Source organism: Paenibacillus sp. J31P13 (assembly GCF_056269295.1).
On sequence record NZ_JBWDNR010000003.1, the window covers coordinates 734,099 to 751,273 of the forward strand.

The following is a 17,175-nucleotide window of genomic DNA, read 5'->3' on the forward strand; positions in this document are numbered from 1 at the left end:
CTAGGACATGAAAGAGATAAAGAGGTATGGGGCTCATTTGAAGCTGCTCGTGATAACGGGTTTAGCTTTTCTTATCGCATGGTCATGCGCGCTTGGTCTCGCACAAAGCTCCTTTAGAAAAGAACAAGCGTCGGCGGAGCTGTTTTGGAATGGGTATGCCAAATTATATTATGAAATGAAAGGCAGTTGGGAGGGTTTAGATGCCAAGCTTAAGGCGGATCGATACATGGCAGCGCGGAATAAGTCACTCTCGATAAACATTTATAGCAGCGATGGGGAAAGGAATGTCGCGGCATCGAACCCCCAGCAGCAGAGCGAACAGCGGGGCAGAAAAATTTCCGTGCTGACAAATGGAGCTGTTGTGGGCTACACCGAGACAACCCTCTCCAAACACCCGTTCATGAGCTATATGATCTTTGGTGTACCGGTCATTCTAGCTTGCCTTGTTTACGCCGTGGGACTGTGGCGATTAAGGGGATCGAAGCGATATAAGGAACGAATGGAGCGGGCTGCTGGAAAGGCTATATGGGAGAGGCTTGCGCATAAAAGCTCTGAAAAAGCTCCAATTTCAACTGTCCCAATCAGCAGCAGCAACAGCTACAGCGGCGAGTTTAACACAGCGTTACAGGCTGTTGATGAGCTCGTTTTGAGAGTTGAAAGACTGGAAACGGTGAGGAGAACGATGGTTGCAGATATCGCGCATGAGCTGCGTACACCGATCGCGATTATGCGCACACAGCTGGATAATGCCATAGGGGACGGACAGCCGCTTCCTCTGGCGAAAATCGTATCCCTTCATGACGAGACCCTTCGTTTGACGAAACTTGTTCGAGATCTTCAAGAATTGTCGCTCGCGGAATCCGACCACTTGCCGCTCAATAAGGCTTGGTTTTCATTAACAGAGCTGGTTGCTGCTGTTACGGAGACGCTCGTCGTTGGTACGGAGGATAGGATAATCAAGACGAATCTGGCATTGAAGGATGATGTACGGATTTATGGGGATGAGACTCGAATCAGGCAAATTATTATTAATCTCATAGGCAATGCGATTGGGCATGCTCGTAATGAATTACGTATTGAAGTTATCTTAGCTGAGGGACAAGCCCGTGTGACAATAGGAGACGACGGGTGGGGAATTGAAGAGGAAGAGCTGGCCTTCGTATTTGATCGGTTCTACCGCGGTAAATCATATGTTGATGCTAGGAAAAGAGGTGCGGGATTAGGTTTAGGTCTCGCGATAGCCAAGCAATTCGCCATTGCCCATAAGGGATCGCTAACGGTAAGCAGTCGGTTTGGAGAAGGGGCTGCTTTTACACTGGGATTACCAATTATGGTTGAATAGGCTTATGAATAGTAATCTGCACAGGTTCTGCATATTTGCTCCATCAAGAATGCATATCGGTTTGCTAAAGTTAGGGCATTCAATGGAACAAGAGGTGAAGTTAGATGATTAAAGTAAGAGGGTTAACGAAGTCATATGGCGTTGGCGAGGCAACTGTAAAGGCAATTCGGGATATTGAGCTCACTATTTTGAAAGGGGAGATGGTTTCGATTACGGGGCCATCCGGCTGTGGCAAAACAACTTTATTGCACATATTAGCTGGGATCGAATCCAGTGACAGCGGAGAAGTATGGATTGGAGACGCGCCGATTCATCTGTGGAATGATAAGCAGATTGCAAAGCTGCGTCTTGCTAGAATGGGCTTTGTATTTCAATCTTATCATCTGGTACCGGTGCTGAACGCTTGGGAAAATACGGCGCTGCCTCTCATCGCATCAGGCATGTCTGCCAATAAAGCGCGAACGAGAGCGCTTGAGGCATTGAAAGAGGTGGGGCTTGCAGAGAAAGCGGAAAGCTATCCTTCCAAGCTTTCCGGCGGTCAAAACCAGCGTGTTGCAATTGCCAGGGCGATTGCCGGGAAGCCGGATATCATATGGGCGGATGAGCCTACAGGAGCTTTAGATACCGATACGGCGGAGCAAATCATCGGTATGCTGGAGATGCTGAATCGCCATCATGGCACTACGGTCGTGATTGTCACGCATGATCCTAGAATAGCGAGTCGAACCTCACGTACGATTCGCATGCAAAACGGTCGTGTCATGCAAGGCGGAGGCGTACTGCTATGATTAATTCCAGCTTAGTATGGCGGATGGCATTTGGTCATTTAAAGAAGCAATGGAAGCAGACGATGCTTACGATTATTGCAGGAGCGATAGGAGCCATGCTGATTGCTATAAGCGTGGTCAACTATGAATCGGTGAAGCACAGCGGAGCAGAATGGATCGAGATGCATTTGGGGCCTATTAATTGGAAAATTACGCCTGAAAATCTGGATACAAAAGGCTTCTCTCCTGATGAAATTGCGATTCTGAAAGATTATACAGGCTCTGTGAATAGAAACTATACTATCTTACCATATGTAAAGACAGAAGCTGCGTTGATTTCAGATGCCAAGGGCGGTCTGGATCAAGCAGCATTGACCAACATCTTGCTGATCGGCTTTTCGCTGGAGGATGCAGCTGATTTCGATCCGAAGGGAGCCGAGCTTTGGAAGGGTGGTTTGGCTGATGATGAGCTCATTATTAACCGCCAAATAGCTGGCATTTTAGGGGTTAGTATTGGTGACACCGTAACTATACCAACAGATGATGGTGCTAAGCTTTTCCGTATACGCGATGTAGTTGAGCAACGCGGACTGACAGGATACTTAGAAAATAATACGTACATAGGTTCAGTTATCGGAAGTGAACGTACGGTTCGAGAAATGTCTCATCAACAGGGAGATAGCTATGAAGCGATTCTCGTTGGTTCGACGGAAACAGCGGTAGATTTGTACGGGATGTTTGTACTGTCTGAGCTTCCATTTCAAGTGAATTATTTGAAAATGGATGCGAAGAACAAGCTTGAGCAAATGAACTTTGTCATTATCATCGGTATGATCAGTCTCGTTGCGATAGCATCCAGTATGCTGTTTATGCGGCAGGTGCTGGTTATGATTGGTGAGTCGAGGCAATCGATGTATGGCATTCTGCGGGCTATCGGATTTTCGAAAGGAAAAGTATCAGCCATATTTCTCGTTGAAGCTTTTCTTCTTTCCTTGTTGAGTGCATTGCTTGGCACGTTAATTGGGATCATTGGCGGCTATGTTCTTGTCGATGTGCTCTATGGGACCTATTCTGAAGAGCTGTCGCGGATGTCAGGTAATACAATACCGATTAATCCTTATGTATCATTAGGAAGCATAGCTGCTGTATTTTTAATTATTTTATTCTTTCTGGTTATGATCTCTTTCATTGCCGCACGTCGAGCAAGCAAATTTCAAATTGTCGAAGCGTTGCGTGGCACATCGGATGATGGCGGTGCGGTGCAGATTGTAAAGAAAAAGAGCTTTCTCTTTTGGATGGTTTTTGCCGTAGGGATATCGTCTGCATGTATTCATTTTTACTTTGCATTTATTGATGCTCCGGAAATGAACAGCAGTAATATGCTGCTCATTGGTATAACATGGCTGATCACATGCTTTACCGTGTTGTTTATTGCGTTAAAAGTTTTGGGACATATCGATAAGCCAATGCAGAAGATGCTTCGCTTTATTGGACTGCCTTCCATTTCTGTCATGCTTGCCGTTAAATATCCTCGCAGGCACACGGGCAGAACGTATACAATAGCACTTTTATTCGCACTTGTTATGCTGGTCATTACGTTTATGACTTGTCTGATGCAATTGATACTTGCTATGGGGAGTGTGGACAGAACCACTCAAACGGTTATGGGCTTTGGCGGCTATGCTACCTATCAATCAGTGGAAGAAAAAGCGAAGATAGAGAAGGCTGTTGCGAATGATTCTTTTATTAAAGAGCATGTGACGGGGACCATGAGTGTGGAGCCTTTTATGCTAAAAGTGAGAGAACGTGGAATCGCACAGGCAGCTATTCCAGTTACAACGGAAATTGTGAAGCATGGCGGCTTGGAGCTGCTCGCTAGATCATCTGAGTTCAACAGCGACGAGGCTGCCTGGCAGAAAGTGCTGGATGATCCGACTTATATTATTTTGCCGCATTTTTACATGATGGATGACCCGTTGTTTCAAGATGAAATACAGCTGCTGAAGGCTGGCGATAAGATAACGCTGCCCATATATGAGGGGAAAATGCTTACTCGTGAAGAGGATGATCCAGTGAAGGCGATTGCAGAAAAATCTTTTATTATCGCAGGCTTTATATCAACGGGTGCGACGAACGTAAATGATTTTTACGGCGGAATGTTTTTGAATGAAAAGGTTGTAGAGGAACTTCGGCCATATGGCTTCAAATGGCCTCATCATACGGCGCTAGGTTTTACACTATTTCGTTTTGATTATAAAGATACTAAGCTGTCGCTAGCGCTAGAAGAAAGATTAGCGATACATGGCGTGCTTACTTTTCAAGTGCCTTATCTGAAACAAACGGCTGCGCAGCTAATGAACAAGCAGATCGGAAATGGGTTTATAGGATTTACTGTTATTTCAGCTTGTATTGGTTTGATGGGACTTGCAGTTATTCAGTTTAGGGCGGTACGCGAGCGAAGCAAGCAAGTGGCGATGATGCGCTGTATTGGGTTGCCTGGCAAGCACATATTTTGGATGTTTTTCATCGAGGGCTTCATTATAAGCGCATTGGGCTTGTTGGTAGGATGGGGTGTTGGCTCGTCTGGCGCGCGTATATTTGTGGAATTTATGAAGGAAGACCTAAGAGTCTATGAGGAACCGCTAACGGTCAACTACCCATTAGAGATACTAGTTCCGATTATTGCAGGCTTATTAGTCACATCCTTGCTCATTAATATAGCCCCGTCCCGGGCTGCTTTAAAGCTTAAAGCGGCGGATGCGCTTCGTATGGGGAATGAGTAGGGTATCTTCTGCCTATGAAATGAGTAGGGTATCCTTCGCCTATGCCATGCTAGGCTGATTCGTCAGTGAACAACTCTTTAACTATTGGTAATCTTCTATGCTCACATGTGTGGACTCATATACGGACGTGCTGTTTTAGATTTTAGAATTAGATTTCAGAATTAGGTTTCAAAAACAAGATTTAAGATCACTGTGTGACACTAACGTGCTGTTTTAGATTTTAGAATTAGATTTCAAGAAGTAGGTTTCAAGAACAGGATTTAAGATTACTGTATGAAACTAATTCACTCTATGAACCAACCAAATCTTGCCTAGTATCAGAACTTGAAACTAACTTAAGTAACTGAGCTAGTATGATGCTCAAAAGGGCATAATAATTTCAAATTATGCAGCTAACACACCAATATCTTGCTAAGATTTATAATTAGTTTCAAATGTTAAAACTAACGTTTCTTTAAGTAGCTTGTACACTATGGGTGTAGTGGAATTCGTGAACTTTGTTGGACAAGTGAGTAAGGGTAAAGGTAAAGGTAAAGGTAAAGGTAAAGGTAAGTGTACAGGTAAGGGTGGTGTAGGTGTATATAGGTGCAAATATGGGTTTGGTGGAATTAGCGGGCTTGTTGGACAAGTGAGCATGGGTAAAGGTAAGCGAACAGGTTGATGTATGCGTAGATATAGGTTTAGGTTTAGAAATAGGAATAGGTACAGGTTTGGATTTAAGTTTATGTTTTATGGATACAGCTACCGTGTAGGTAGACGACTTGTCAAAATTATGTGTGACGTTAGGGATGTTTCACAAAAGAAGAGGAAACAGCAGCTCACCCTCATAGGAGGAATGAGCTGCTGTTTCAAATTTTACGACGGTATTGCCAAATCAGAGTCACTAGTAACTCTTACTTCAATTGTTATTTTACGTTGTTAAATGCGCTCAGCATCCATACATGTTTCTCAAGCGTGGTATGAATAGCGAGAAGCATATCAGCGGTTGTTTCATCGCCAGATTTCTCTGCGTCTTCCATACCTTCCTTAAGTTCGCCGATGAGAGTAGTGAAGTCAGCAATGAGCTGATCAACCATTTTCTCTGCATCTTCCTTGCCAGTTGCTTCTTTAATGCTTGAACTGGACAGGAACTCTTTCATCGTTGCGACAGGTTTACCTTTCAAGGCAAGTAAACGCTCTGCCAGCTCGTCGACATGAAGAGCGGCTTCTTCATAAAATTCTTGGAATTTCACATGTAGTGTGAAAAATTGGGAGCCCTTCACGTACCAATGGTAGTTGTGAAGCTTAATGTACAATACGCTCCAGTTCGCAATTTGTTTGTTTAAATGTTGGGGTACAGTAGTCATTCATAATCATCCTTTCTGATGATAGTCTGTGCTATAAGCAGGGAGTGAATACAAGATGATTAGGATTTCTCCTAATATTCAACTTTAGACTAATTCCTTATTTATAATTATTACAAATAAAGAGTTGATTGTCAAGTCACATACCGTACTGCCTCGCAAAAATCTCAGCTCCAAATCCGAGTACCAAGATTACAAACTATACGATATACCAATTTGCTTCATTGGCTTCTTCTATTCTTTTACCCAAAAGGGACGAGAACAAAACAAATGGGAACATAAAAAACCAACAGCCAGGGAATCACCCATTAACTGTTGGTTTATGTTCATAAGCTTTCTGTGTAAATATTAATGCGATTTATAAAGAGAATCAGTGGTTGTAAAATACACACTTATAAAGATTGTACAGTAAACACTTATATAGAAAAAGAAAGGAGTGAACGTTAGCTTTTAATGGTTTGTGCATCTTGTGCATCTCGAGGAATTTCCGTTTTCTCTGCCTCTGCCAGCATGAAAATCGTTAAGATAAACATGGCATGTGACCAGGTAAGCGGAACAACCCATGCTGTTTCTCCGGTATGTTTGTCGATCTGCTCAGGAAGCAAGCCCAACTCTGTGCGATGATCAAGCGCCCATTGAAGCAACTGCTTAGCTTCATTAATGCTGCCGGTCTGAATGCGATAGTGCGCAAGCCATAGCGTGGTGAGAATCCAAGGATTTCCGCCGATATAGTTATCATCCTCATAGCGTAAAATCCCGCCTACTCCAGGCACCGTTAGCGCAGCTTCCACTGTATCAGCAGTGCGAAGCATATACTCGTGCTCGGCTGGCACAGCTCCGAACGGAACGGCTATTCCAAGCAAGCTGACATCGATGATTGGGTCATGCCTTAGTATATATTTGTTGTAGCCTTTGCTAGTTTGAGTTATAAAGCCTTCAGCTCCTGCAGCCGTGTCACGTTCATATTTATCGGCATAAACGGATATGTTAAGACCGCGATAGAAGCTGCCGCTTTCCTCATTCCAGCAATGCTCTACTAAGGCGAAAGATATTCTCTCAGCCGCTGCATTCCATTGCTTCGCTAATGCCGTCTTTCCAGCAAGCTCTGCGAAGTTTGCGGCAGCTGTCAAGCCGCCGTATACAGCTGCGGAAGAATACGTATGCGAAGCTTGCCGTTCCTCCCATAAATCGATGCTTGGCTTAGGAAGTCCGCTTTCTTCATCGATGAAGCTCATGAGGAAGGAAGCGCCTTTCTCTACAGCAGGCCATACTTGATCAGCGAATTGGCTGTCCTTGTTCTCTAAGTAATGCTGCCACATTCCCCATATAATCGATGAGCCTTCATCAATTTGAAGACCCCATGAAGGTGCTAGGCTGCCATCATGATAATGGCGCTGCTGCCAAGAGCCGTCGGGGGATTGAGCTGATAGTGTCCAAGCATAAAAACGGTCGGAGAGAGCGTTAAGTCCTGCTTTATCAAGCGCTGTCGTAATGAATGCCGCATCTCGGCCCCAGCAGAAGGAATATCCTCCGCAGCGTGAGAAGTTTTCATCGAACTCAGGCGCAGCGATGATGCTGCCTGTTTCCTCATCAGACATGAGCTTGAACATGAGAAGAGAACGCTCATATAGATCTGAAATAATAGGATCATCAATTGGACAAGGCGTTGCCGCAGCTAGATATTCACTCCAATAAGCTGATGTTTGTATAATCCATTCCGCACTTGTCTTGCTCTTAGCAGTCCGCATTTCTTGCAGTACGCTTTCTTCATTGTACCCAGCAGTAATGTATACGGGAATCGTTACAGATTCACCGGCTGCCAGCTCATTAATCTTCCATTTCATTGCGCTGTCTGGCTTCATATCAATGACGTTTCCGTAAAGCTCACCGCTCTGAACAGCATCCCAGCTTAATCCTGCATGAAAACCAGTGCATACGTTTGCGCTTGAGACAGCAAAATAGTACTTATGGCGGAAGTGAACCAATGCATCGTCAGCTTCATTGAACAAGACTGTATTGTAAAGCTTATTCTCGCTTACAAGCAAAGAGGAATGCAGTACAAAAGAGAAGGAAGCAGGCTGATCGCTTACATTGGTGAATGTATATTCACGCAATAGAATATCTTGACCGGGAACGGCTAAGTGTAAGCTTTCAATAGCGATAGAGGACTGCTGGGAAGCAGCCTTTATGCTTAAAGTATTCGTTTTTGGGACGTAGGCCGCTTCATGCGACCATTCCCCAGCCTCATCAAACCATGATAAGACTGAGTTTTCAAATTGTATACCTGTACGAATAGCATCAACATGCTGAGGCATATCAATATTAGGCCACCACATGCGATACATTTTTCCGGTACGGCCGAGTGAGGCTAGAAATCTGGAGTTACCTATGATAGCGTCCACTAAAAAGGGTTTTTTGTTCGACATTCCGTCAGCTCCTCTTGGAAATAGCTTGTATAGAAGATTCACGAACGATCAACCGATGAGGAATAATCATGCGGGTCTGATGCACGCTATCTTCTTGAATAAGTTTTATAAGCATTTGTGAAGCGGTGTAGCCAAGCTGATAGGTCCCGATATCAATGGAGCTGATAGGGGGAGTCGCAAGCTCAGACAGCGCAATATTATTGAAGCTCACGAGGCTAAGATCGTCGGGAACCTTATAACCAAGCTCCGTTAAGCCGCGCAATACGCCAAAGCCAACTACATCGTCAATGACGACTAAACCAGTTGGCCGCTCAGGCAGACTCATCATAAAAGACATTGCGCGATAGCCGCTTTGCTGCAGGAGCTCACCCTCTACTATCCATTCGTTGCGCATCGTCAAGCCTGCATCATTCATAGCCTTGCGATAGCCTCGAATACGGTCATAGGAAACCGTTAGTGAAGGAGGTCCGCTAACAAAGCCGATCCTTTCATGACCTTGAATAATCAAGTGCTGTGTTGCATCATAGGCTGCTTGTTCATTATCGTTATCAACGGACAATATATTAGGATGACCTTCATCTGTACGTCCAATTAATACTGTAGGGAAATTATGCTTGTTCAGCAGTTCAATTAAGGGGTCATTAACGCGGGATGATAACAATATAATGCCGTCTACACGACGTCCAAATACGAGTCTTGATACCGTCTCTGACTCATCGCTAGGTGAGGTTGCTGCTGTTAGGAGCATATCGTAGCCCGCACGAGTGGATTGTGTCAAAATGCCGCGAAGCAACTCTCCGAAGAAAAAGTCCTGAAATAACTCCTCAGCAGGACGGGGCAGCATAATAGCGAGCGTTTGAGTTGTTTTGGAGACAAGGCTTTTTGCCATCATATTTGGATGGTAGCCCATTTCCTCCATTATTCTTTTTACCTTTAAGGTCGTAGCTTTGCTAATTCGAGGGTGATTGGAAACTACCCTGGAAACCGTAGATGGAGACACTCCAGCGGCTTTTGCAATATCTTTAATAGTGACCATATATATATTGAGCCTCCCTCGCGTAATTCCTTGTGCATTTATGCATCATACCAGTGCAACTAATTGTCTAATTGTAAATATATATCTTTAGAATGCTTTGCACAAATGATAAAAAACTGATCCAGAGAGAGAGAAACGACGGAAAATGAAGATAACGCTTTCTTTTCCCAATATTTTGAACTGTGCAAACGTTTTAACAAACTGATATCGCTGTTGTATGATGAAAACACGAATAGAGCGCTTCCACTACAATCACATCATCGGATCCAAACGTGAAACGGGAAATAAACCGAATTCATGACATTCTCCTTCGTAACTTGTACAAACGTTTGCGCTCCTTAAATGAGCATGATTGAACTTCGATTATGCTTCATGAAAAGCGAAGAGCAATAGCCTTGTATAAGGTAATCGAACAACTCGTAGGAGAACGAACTTCAGGAATTGTAAATGCGTTTTTATTCAAATGAGATATCTAATACACATTATGGAGGGGATCTTTTAGCATGAAAAAGTGGTTTGTAATGTCATTAATCGTTGCCTTGTTTGTTATCTCAGCATGTGGTGGTACAAATAACGGAGGAAATAAAACTGGTAATGCAACAAATGCTCCATCTAATACAACAACAAATGCACCTACTGAAGAGCCTGTAGTTGAAGATACTGGTGAAATCGTTCCAGAAGAAGGCGCAACATTGCTTGTATGGGACAGTAAAAACCAACGTGCAGTTCTTGAAGAGCTTGCGAAAGAATTTACAGCTAAATACAACATTCCTGTAAAAATTGAAGAAGTTGAATCGCCTGACCAAGTTGGTCGCTTGGTAACAGACGGTCCTGCAATGATCGGTGCAGACGTTGTAACCTTCCCGCATGATAACCTTGGTAAAGCTATTACGGCAGGTCTAGTAATGCCGAATGACTTTTACGAAGAGCAAACGAAAAACGATAATGTGGAAGCAGCTGTAAACGCTGTTACTTCAGGCGGTATCCTTTATGGTTACCCGCGTTCCGTTGAAACTTACGGCTTGTTCTACAATAAGGATCTTGTTCCAACGCCTCCAGCTACTTTCGATGAAATTATCGAGCTAGCTAAAACGTTTAACGACACGGCAAAAAACAAATACACATTGATGTGGGAACCGTCTAACTTCTACTTCAATTACATCTTCTTCTCCGCAACTGGCGGTTATATTTTCGGTGATAACGGTGAGAACCCAGCGGATCTTGGTCTGAACAATGATGGCGCTGTAGAAGGCTTGAAATACTTCCAATCACTGAAAAGCATTCTGCCTGTTAATTCTGGTGATGCATCGGCTGATATTATCCAAGGTAAATTTGCTGACAAATCGCTTGCCATGACCATTACTGGCCCTTGGAAAGTCGGCGATTTCAAAAATCTTAACATTAACTTTGGCGTAGCGCCGCTTCCAACTATTAACGGCAAAGCACCAATTTCATTGTCAGGCGTTAAAGGCTGGTATGTAAATGCGTTCACGAAATACCCGAATGCTTCTAAATTGTTCGCATCATTCCTATCTTCCAAAGATAGCCAGCTAAAAGATTTCGCAGCAACTGGCGCTATCCCTGCTAACAAAGAAGCTATGGAAGATCCAGCATTCAAAGCGGATGAAATCTCAAGCGGCTTCGCTGCACAATTTGTTAATTCAGTAGCTATGCCTTCGATTCCTGAAATGTCTAACGTATGGGATCCAGCTGCTGCAGCACTTGCAGATATCTGGAACAAAAACGCAGATGTAAAAACAGCACTAGACAACGCTGCACAGCAAGTTAAAGATAAAAATGCTGGTAGCACGAAGTAATAAAGAGATTATTCTCAATTACGCAATCGCAATGATTATCTAGGATCTAGGATTGATTAATACATGATGAACGATGGATCACCCGCCGAATGAACTTTGGCGGGTGAAGACCATGGAAGGGAGCCAAGCGGTATGAATCATCGTCGAAACACCGCGGCCGTTTTGTCTGTTCTGTTCATGGGACTGGGGCAGCTTTATAATCGGCAATATATTAAAGGTCTCATTCTGATTTGCATTGAAGCGGTATCGCTTGGATATTTCATACCGAATTTGGCACATGCCATTTGGGGAATTATTACGCTAGGGGAAGAGCCTACGAAGATGGTGAAGGTAGGCAAGCTTTATCAGACTGTAATGGGCGATCACTCCATATTTTTATTGATCGATGGATTAATTACTATACTTTTATTGGCCGTTGTTATCGTTTTTTATGTGATGAATATCCGCGACGCGTATCGTACGGGAGAAATAAGAGACAATGGTCAATCGTCTGCTACGTTTAAGGAAACGTTAAAACATATCGGAAATAATAAATTTCCTTATTTGCTTCTATTTATTCCGGCTATGGGCGTTTTGTTTCTTACCGTTATGCCAATTATTTTCATGGTATTGCTCTCATTTACGAATTACTCGATGCCTCAACATATTCCGCCAGCCAAGCTCGTCGACTGGGTCGGTTTCCAAACCTTTCTAGATTTATTGACGTTAAAAACATGGAGCCGCACATTTTTTGGTGTATTTACATGGACCATCATTTGGGCTATCGCAGCAACAGTAACCTGTTATTTTGGCGGGATACTCGTAGCGCTGCTCATTGAACAGAAGGATGTTCGCTTCAAAAAACTGTGGAGAACGATATTCATTTTGCCATATGCGATCCCACAGCTTATTTCATTGCTCATTATGCGAAACCTATTTAATGGCCAATTTGGACCGATCAATGAATACTTATCCTATTTTGGATTAGGGAAGCTTCCGTGGCTTACGGATCCAACGATGGCGAAGATCACAGCAATTATCGTGAATATGTGGGTCGGTATTCCGGTGTCAATGGTACTCATTCTAGGGGTACTTACCGCTATTCCAAAAGATCTATATGAAGCAGCTGATGTTGATGGTGCTTCCGCTTATCAAAAATTCCGGATCGTTACATTGCCATTTGTTTTATTCGCAACTGCACCGATTCTAATTACGCAATTTGCAGGAAATATCAATAACTTTAACCTTATATTCTTGCTCACGAATGGTGAACCGCTTAACGGTGACTATCAATATGCAGGCAGCACGGATTTGCTTGTCACGTGGTTGTACAAATTAACGTTAAATAATAGCCAGTTTAATATGGCTTCAGCAATCGGTATTATCATCTTTATCCTGATCGCATCTTTCTCTATCTTCAATTACCGCCGCACGAAGTCGTTCAAAGAGGAGGACATGATCCAATGAGTAACGGGGGTCGGAAATCGAGCTTTCTGCGTTTGACGTTCAGCTACATCATACTCGTTATATTAGCGATATGCTGTATCTATCCTGCACTATGGGTTTTGCTATCTTCCTTTAGGCCGGGTACTAGTCTTTATAGTGCAGATTTTATTCCAAAGACATTTACGTTGCTGCATTATAAAGAATTATTTGATTCAAAAGTATTCATGTTCGGAAGATGGTACGTGAATACATTGAAGATAGCCTTCTTTACGATGATTATCTCAACGCTTCTATCTACGTTATGTATGTATGCCCTATCTCGTTTCCGCTTCAAAGGGCGTCAAACGATACTCTCATGGCTGTTAGTGCTCGGTATGTTCCCGGGCTTCATGAGCTTGATTCCAGTCTACATCTTCTTGCTGCAATTAAACTTACTAGATACGCATGCTGCAATCATCATTGTGTATTCCGCGGGATCTGTATTGTTTAACGGATTCGTTATCAAAGGTTTTTTTGATACCATTCCACGCAGCCTCGATGAATCGGCACGAATCGATGGAGCCAATCATATGCAAATTTTCACACGCATTATGATTCCGCTAGGCAGGCCAATTCTCATCTACGTAGCACTGACAACCTTCACTGGAGCGTGGGTTGACTTTATCTTTGCAAGACTTGTACTTCGTTCCAAAGAAAATTGGACACTTGCGGTCGGTATGTGGGATCTCGTAAGCTCCTACCAGAACAGTAACTTCACGATGTTCGCTGCTGGGGCTGTCATGATTACCATTCCAATAACCATTCTGTTTGTTTTCCTGCAAAAATTTCTTGTGCAAGGACTTATGTCCGGCGCATCCAAAGGGTGAGGCCATGAACAAGGCTAAGCGATTAACAAGGATAGTTGTACAAAAGAGAAGAGGGTCGCGGCTTGCCGCGGCTCTTTTGCTTACCGCACTCATGCTGATTGCAGGCTGTACGGGCAACGCGAATGAGGAAAAGGATTCGAATAAAGAGCCTCAGAATACGGTTGAAATCAACAAAAACGAGAGTGATCCTATTGCAGCACCCTCGGGTGCAGCCTACGCTGTTGATGAACAACCAGGCACCGTATTTTATGAGATTTTTGTCCGCTCCTTCTATGATACGAATGGAGATGGAATTGGCGATTTGAATGGCGTAACCGCAAAGCTCGATTATTTGAAGGAGCTTGGTATTGGCGGCATTTGGCTAATGCCCATTAATAGCTCACCGAGCTACCATGGCTACGACACGACAGACTATTATCATGTAAATGCAGAATATGGCACGCTTGATGATTTGAAGAGATTGCTTGCTGAAGCGCATAAGCGAGATATTAAAGTGATTATGGATCTTGTCGTTAACCATTCCAGCACAGAACATCCGTGGTTTAAAGCTGCGATATCCGACGAAAATAGTCCTTACCGAAACTGGTATACGATCGTGAACGCTGACGAGAATGTGAAAGCGGACGGTGCAACAGGAGGTAATCCTTGGCATGCTAATGGAAACTCGAAATACTTGGGGGTTTTCTGGGAAGGAATGCCTGACTTTAATTTCGATGAACCGAAGGTTCGCGGGGAAATGATTGCGATCGGTCAGTATTGGCTGGAGCTGGGTTTAGATGGCTTCCGTCTCGATGCTGCCAAGCATATTTATGGTGATTTCGCCTCAACTGAGAAGACAGCAGATACCCAAGCGAAAAATAAAGCATGGTGGCAGGAATTTCGTGCAGGCATGGTAACAGTGAAGCCGGATGTCTATTTGATCGGTGAGGTTTGGGATTCGTTGGCTGTTATTGCTCCCTATTTTGACAAGGCATTTGATTCCGCCTTTGATTTCGATTTAGCTAGCCGTATCCTTGGTGCGGCAAGCGGTGAGCGAGATGCTGATTTTGCCTTCTCGCTCGGGCGCGCATACGGGGTATATGAGAAATCATCAAACGGCACCTTTGTTGATGCTCCTTTTCTGAGCAATCATGATCAGAACCGGGTGATGACAGCACTGACTGGCAATGAGTCGCATGCTAAGATGGCAGCGGCGATGCTGCTTACGATTCCAGGGACGCCATATATCTATTATGGAGAGGAGCTGGGGATGCAAGGAGCTAAACCGGATGAATTCATCCGTGAGCCAATGCTCTGGTACAGCAATCCTGCAGGCGGGGAAGGCCAAACGTCTTGGGAGCCTTCACGTCATAATGCAACGGCTGGTGCAGTATCGGTTGAAGCGCAGTCGGCAGATGAGCATTCTATGCTGAACCACTACCGTGAGCTAATTAAATGGCGGAATGAAGAGCCTGCACTGCGAGATGGAGGGATAGCTGAATTTCAGCTGGAGCCCGCTGAGTCTAAGCTCAGTGTCTACATTCGTGTTACGCAGAAGGAACGTGTACTCGTGGTGCATAATCTATCTGGTGATCAGCAGTCGACAGACCTAAAGAAATCAGAGACTTACGGAGAGTTTAGTAAGCTTATACATTCAACCAGTACTGATAGCTCACTGGAAGGAAGCAAGCTAACGCTGCCGGCCTATAGTACTGTTATTTTAAAATAGCTTGCAAAGAGGGGATCGTCCAAATAGGATGATTCCCTTTTTTTATTGTTCAGGAGGACTGGAAATATTATGAGCATACAAGCCGGCAATTTGGACAAAATACATAATTATGTCAGCACAAGGTGGTCAGTCATGGCAAATTCCGAGGCGCAGCAACTATATAAGCAGCTAAATAAAAATGTGAACTATATAAAGCAGAAGCTAGGCGATAGTAATGATCTTGTCATTAAAAGCATGACGGGCAGCCAAGGCTGGCACGGTGTACTCCTATATATAGACGGCTTAACAGACTCCACTGTTATTCATCAGTTAATTCTTGATTTTCTTGTATCCGATCAGCAAAAACACACACGATTCTTTCAGCAATCTGGTATCGATACCCTTCATTATTTGAAAGATACTGTACTCGCAGCTGGTGATATCAGTGTAGTTGAGCAATTTAATGTTTTGTTCGCAAGCTTGTTGTCGGGTGCTGCCATTCTCATGCTTGAGGATTGCTCCAAATGTCTAACGATCGGCGCGGGAGGCTGGAAGGATCGCAGCGTGAGTGAGCCGACCTCGCAAGGTGTTGTACGAGGCCCGATGGAAGCTTTTACAGAAAATATTCGAACAAATACAGCGTTGATAAGACGAAAAATCAAAGATCCGCAGCTATGGATGGTTGAGAAAACGATCGGCACGGTAACGCAAACGAATGTTGCAGTCATGTATTTGAATGAGATTGCGGAGAAGAGATTGGTCGATGAGGTTTTCCGCAGACTGGGCGAAATTGATATTGACGGTATTCTGGAGAGCGGTTATATCGAGGAGTTTATACAAGAGAAGGGATATTCACCTTTTCCCACGGTTTATAACACGGAACGACCCGATGCGATTGCTGCAGGCCTGCTGGAAGGTAAGATTGCGATTTTGGTGGATGGCACACCGTTCGTACTGCTTGTTCCGGCATTATTCGTACAGTTTTTTCAATCGTCTGAAGACTACTATCAACGCGCTGATGTAAGCACACTGCTGCGATTTCTAAGGTATGTAGCCTTTCTAATCACGATGCTTGCACCTGCTGTCTATATTGCGATTACGACCTTTCATCAAGAGATGCTTCCTACCGCACTGCTTATTAATCTAGCTGCACAGCGTGAGGGCGTACCATTCCCAGCCTTTGTTGAGGCGATGCTGATGGAGGTAACGTTTGAAATATTGCGGGAAGCTGGCGTGCGAATGCCCAAAACGGTAGGGCAAGCTGTATCAATAGTAGGTACGCTCGTCATTGGGCAGGCAGCTGTTGAAGCTGGGATCGTATCTGCGGGGATGGTTATTATCGTCTCCATTACGGCTATTTCCAGCTTTGTCATTCCCGCGGTCAATTTATCAATATCTGTGCGCATGATTCGCTTTGGGCTTATGGGCTTGGGTGCATCCTTTGGTTTGCTAGGTCTATTTATTGGTGTGGTCTTGCTTGTTATTCACTTGAACACGCTGTATTCCTTTGGTGTTCCTTACATGCAGTCATTCTCCCCATTTGTCTGGAGTGATCAGAAGGATACCCTTGTTCGTTTGCCATGGACTCGGATGATAAGAAGACCGTCCGTTACGGGAAATCGCAATCCAATTCGTCAAAAGCCAATGAAGAAAACGAATAAATAAAATGAATGAATGCTAGGG

At 44.0% G+C, this 17,175-nt stretch carries 12 protein-coding genes; 9 read left to right on the forward strand and 3 right to left on the reverse strand.

What is annotated here, in order from left to right; all coding sequences use genetic code 11:
* Positions 1-7 precede the first annotated feature (7 nt).
* The 4 genes from AC0YOD_RS14035 to AC0YOD_RS14050 all read left to right on the forward strand — a co-directional run bounded on the left by AC0YOD_RS14035 (position 8) and on the right by AC0YOD_RS14050 (position 5,553).
* The gene (locus AC0YOD_RS14035; protein ID WP_475799916.1) at positions 8-1,342 is read left to right on the forward strand and encodes a sensor histidine kinase; all 1,335 of its coding nucleotides are present in this window, start codon (positions 8-10) and stop codon (positions 1,340-1,342) included.
* A gap of 104 nt (positions 1,343-1,446) precedes the next feature.
* Positions 1,447-2,130: an ABC transporter ATP-binding protein gene (locus tag AC0YOD_RS14040; RefSeq protein ID WP_475799917.1), complete on the forward strand. Its 684-nt coding sequence runs from the start codon at positions 1,447-1,449 to the stop codon at positions 2,128-2,130.
* Positions 2,127-4,892: an ABC transporter permease gene (locus tag AC0YOD_RS14045; protein WP_475799918.1), complete on the forward strand. Its 2,766-nt coding sequence runs from the start codon at positions 2,127-2,129 to the stop codon at positions 4,890-4,892. The genes AC0YOD_RS14040 and AC0YOD_RS14045 overlap by 4 nt, the downstream gene beginning before the upstream one ends.
* Before the next feature lie 508 nt (positions 4,893-5,400).
* Complete coding sequence (locus tag AC0YOD_RS14050; protein ID WP_475799919.1) at positions 5,401-5,553, forward strand: hypothetical protein; 153 nt, start codon at positions 5,401-5,403, stop codon at positions 5,551-5,553.
* A gap of 244 nt (positions 5,554-5,797) precedes the next feature.
* Here the strand turns inward: AC0YOD_RS14050 and AC0YOD_RS14055 are convergent, their stop codons facing one another.
* From AC0YOD_RS14055 to AC0YOD_RS14065, 3 genes are all read right to left on the reverse strand, one after another.
* A complete protein-coding gene (locus tag AC0YOD_RS14055) occupies positions 5,798-6,238 on the reverse strand; it encodes a Dps family protein (protein WP_475799920.1) in 441 nt (146 codons plus the stop codon).
* 440 nt (positions 6,239-6,678) lie between these two features.
* Positions 6,679-8,661, reverse strand: coding sequence for a glycoside hydrolase family 15 protein (locus AC0YOD_RS14060; protein WP_475799921.1), 1,983 nt, complete (start codon positions 8,659-8,661; stop codon positions 6,679-6,681).
* Positions 8,662-8,665: 4 nt separating this feature from the next.
* Positions 8,666-9,697: a LacI family DNA-binding transcriptional regulator gene (locus AC0YOD_RS14065; RefSeq protein WP_475799922.1), complete on the reverse strand. Its 1,032-nt coding sequence runs from the start codon at positions 9,695-9,697 to the stop codon at positions 8,666-8,668.
* 503 nt (positions 9,698-10,200) lie between these two features.
* Here AC0YOD_RS14065 and AC0YOD_RS14070 point away from each other — a divergent pair.
* From AC0YOD_RS14070 to AC0YOD_RS14090, 5 genes are all read left to right on the forward strand, one after another.
* Complete coding sequence (locus AC0YOD_RS14070) at positions 10,201-11,514, forward strand: sugar ABC transporter substrate-binding protein (RefSeq protein WP_475799923.1); 1,314 nt, start codon at positions 10,201-10,203, stop codon at positions 11,512-11,514.
* Positions 11,515-11,646: 132 nt separating this feature from the next.
* On the forward strand, positions 11,647-12,960 hold the full coding sequence (locus AC0YOD_RS14075; protein WP_475799924.1) for a carbohydrate ABC transporter permease: 1,314 nt from the start codon (positions 11,647-11,649) through the stop codon (positions 12,958-12,960).
* The gene (locus AC0YOD_RS14080) at positions 12,957-13,805 is read left to right on the forward strand and encodes a sugar ABC transporter permease (protein ID WP_475799925.1); all 849 of its coding nucleotides are present in this window, start codon (positions 12,957-12,959) and stop codon (positions 13,803-13,805) included. The genes AC0YOD_RS14075 and AC0YOD_RS14080 overlap by 4 nt, the downstream gene beginning before the upstream one ends.
* Positions 13,806-13,809: 4 nt before the next feature.
* Complete coding sequence (locus tag AC0YOD_RS14085) at positions 13,810-15,513, forward strand: alpha-amylase family glycosyl hydrolase (protein ID WP_475799926.1); 1,704 nt, start codon at positions 13,810-13,812, stop codon at positions 15,511-15,513.
* 132 nt (positions 15,514-15,645) lie between these two features.
* A complete protein-coding gene (locus AC0YOD_RS14090) occupies positions 15,646-17,157 on the forward strand; it encodes a spore germination protein (RefSeq protein WP_475799999.1) in 1,512 nt (503 codons plus the stop codon).
* Positions 17,158-17,175 lie beyond the last annotated feature (18 nt).

Coding starts and splice junctions, on each gene's coding strand:
- AC0YOD_RS14035 (WP_475799916.1), top strand. CDS start 8: ATGAAAGAGATAAAGAGGTATGGGGCTCATTTGAAGCTGCTCGTGATA.
- AC0YOD_RS14040 (WP_475799917.1), top strand. CDS start 1,447: ATGATTAAAGTAAGAGGGTTAACGAAGTCATATGGCGTTGGCGAGGCA.
- AC0YOD_RS14045 (WP_475799918.1), top strand. CDS start 2,127: ATGATTAATTCCAGCTTAGTATGGCGGATGGCATTTGGTCATTTAAAG.
- AC0YOD_RS14055 (WP_475799920.1), bottom strand. CDS start 6,238: ATGACTACTGTACCCCAACATTTAAACAAACAAATTGCGAACTGGAGC.
- AC0YOD_RS14060 (WP_475799921.1), bottom strand. CDS start 8,661: ATGTCGAACAAAAAACCCTTTTTAGTGGACGCTATCATAGGTAACTCC.
- AC0YOD_RS14065 (WP_475799922.1), bottom strand. CDS start 9,697: ATGGTCACTATTAAAGATATTGCAAAAGCCGCTGGAGTGTCTCCATCT.
- AC0YOD_RS14070 (WP_475799923.1), top strand. CDS start 10,201: ATGAAAAAGTGGTTTGTAATGTCATTAATCGTTGCCTTGTTTGTTATC.
- AC0YOD_RS14075 (WP_475799924.1), top strand. CDS start 11,647: ATGAATCATCGTCGAAACACCGCGGCCGTTTTGTCTGTTCTGTTCATG.
- AC0YOD_RS14080 (WP_475799925.1), top strand. CDS start 12,957: ATGAGTAACGGGGGTCGGAAATCGAGCTTTCTGCGTTTGACGTTCAGC.
- AC0YOD_RS14085 (WP_475799926.1), top strand. CDS start 13,810: ATGAACAAGGCTAAGCGATTAACAAGGATAGTTGTACAAAAGAGAAGA.
- AC0YOD_RS14090 (WP_475799999.1), top strand. CDS start 15,646: ATGGCAAATTCCGAGGCGCAGCAACTATATAAGCAGCTAAATAAAAAT.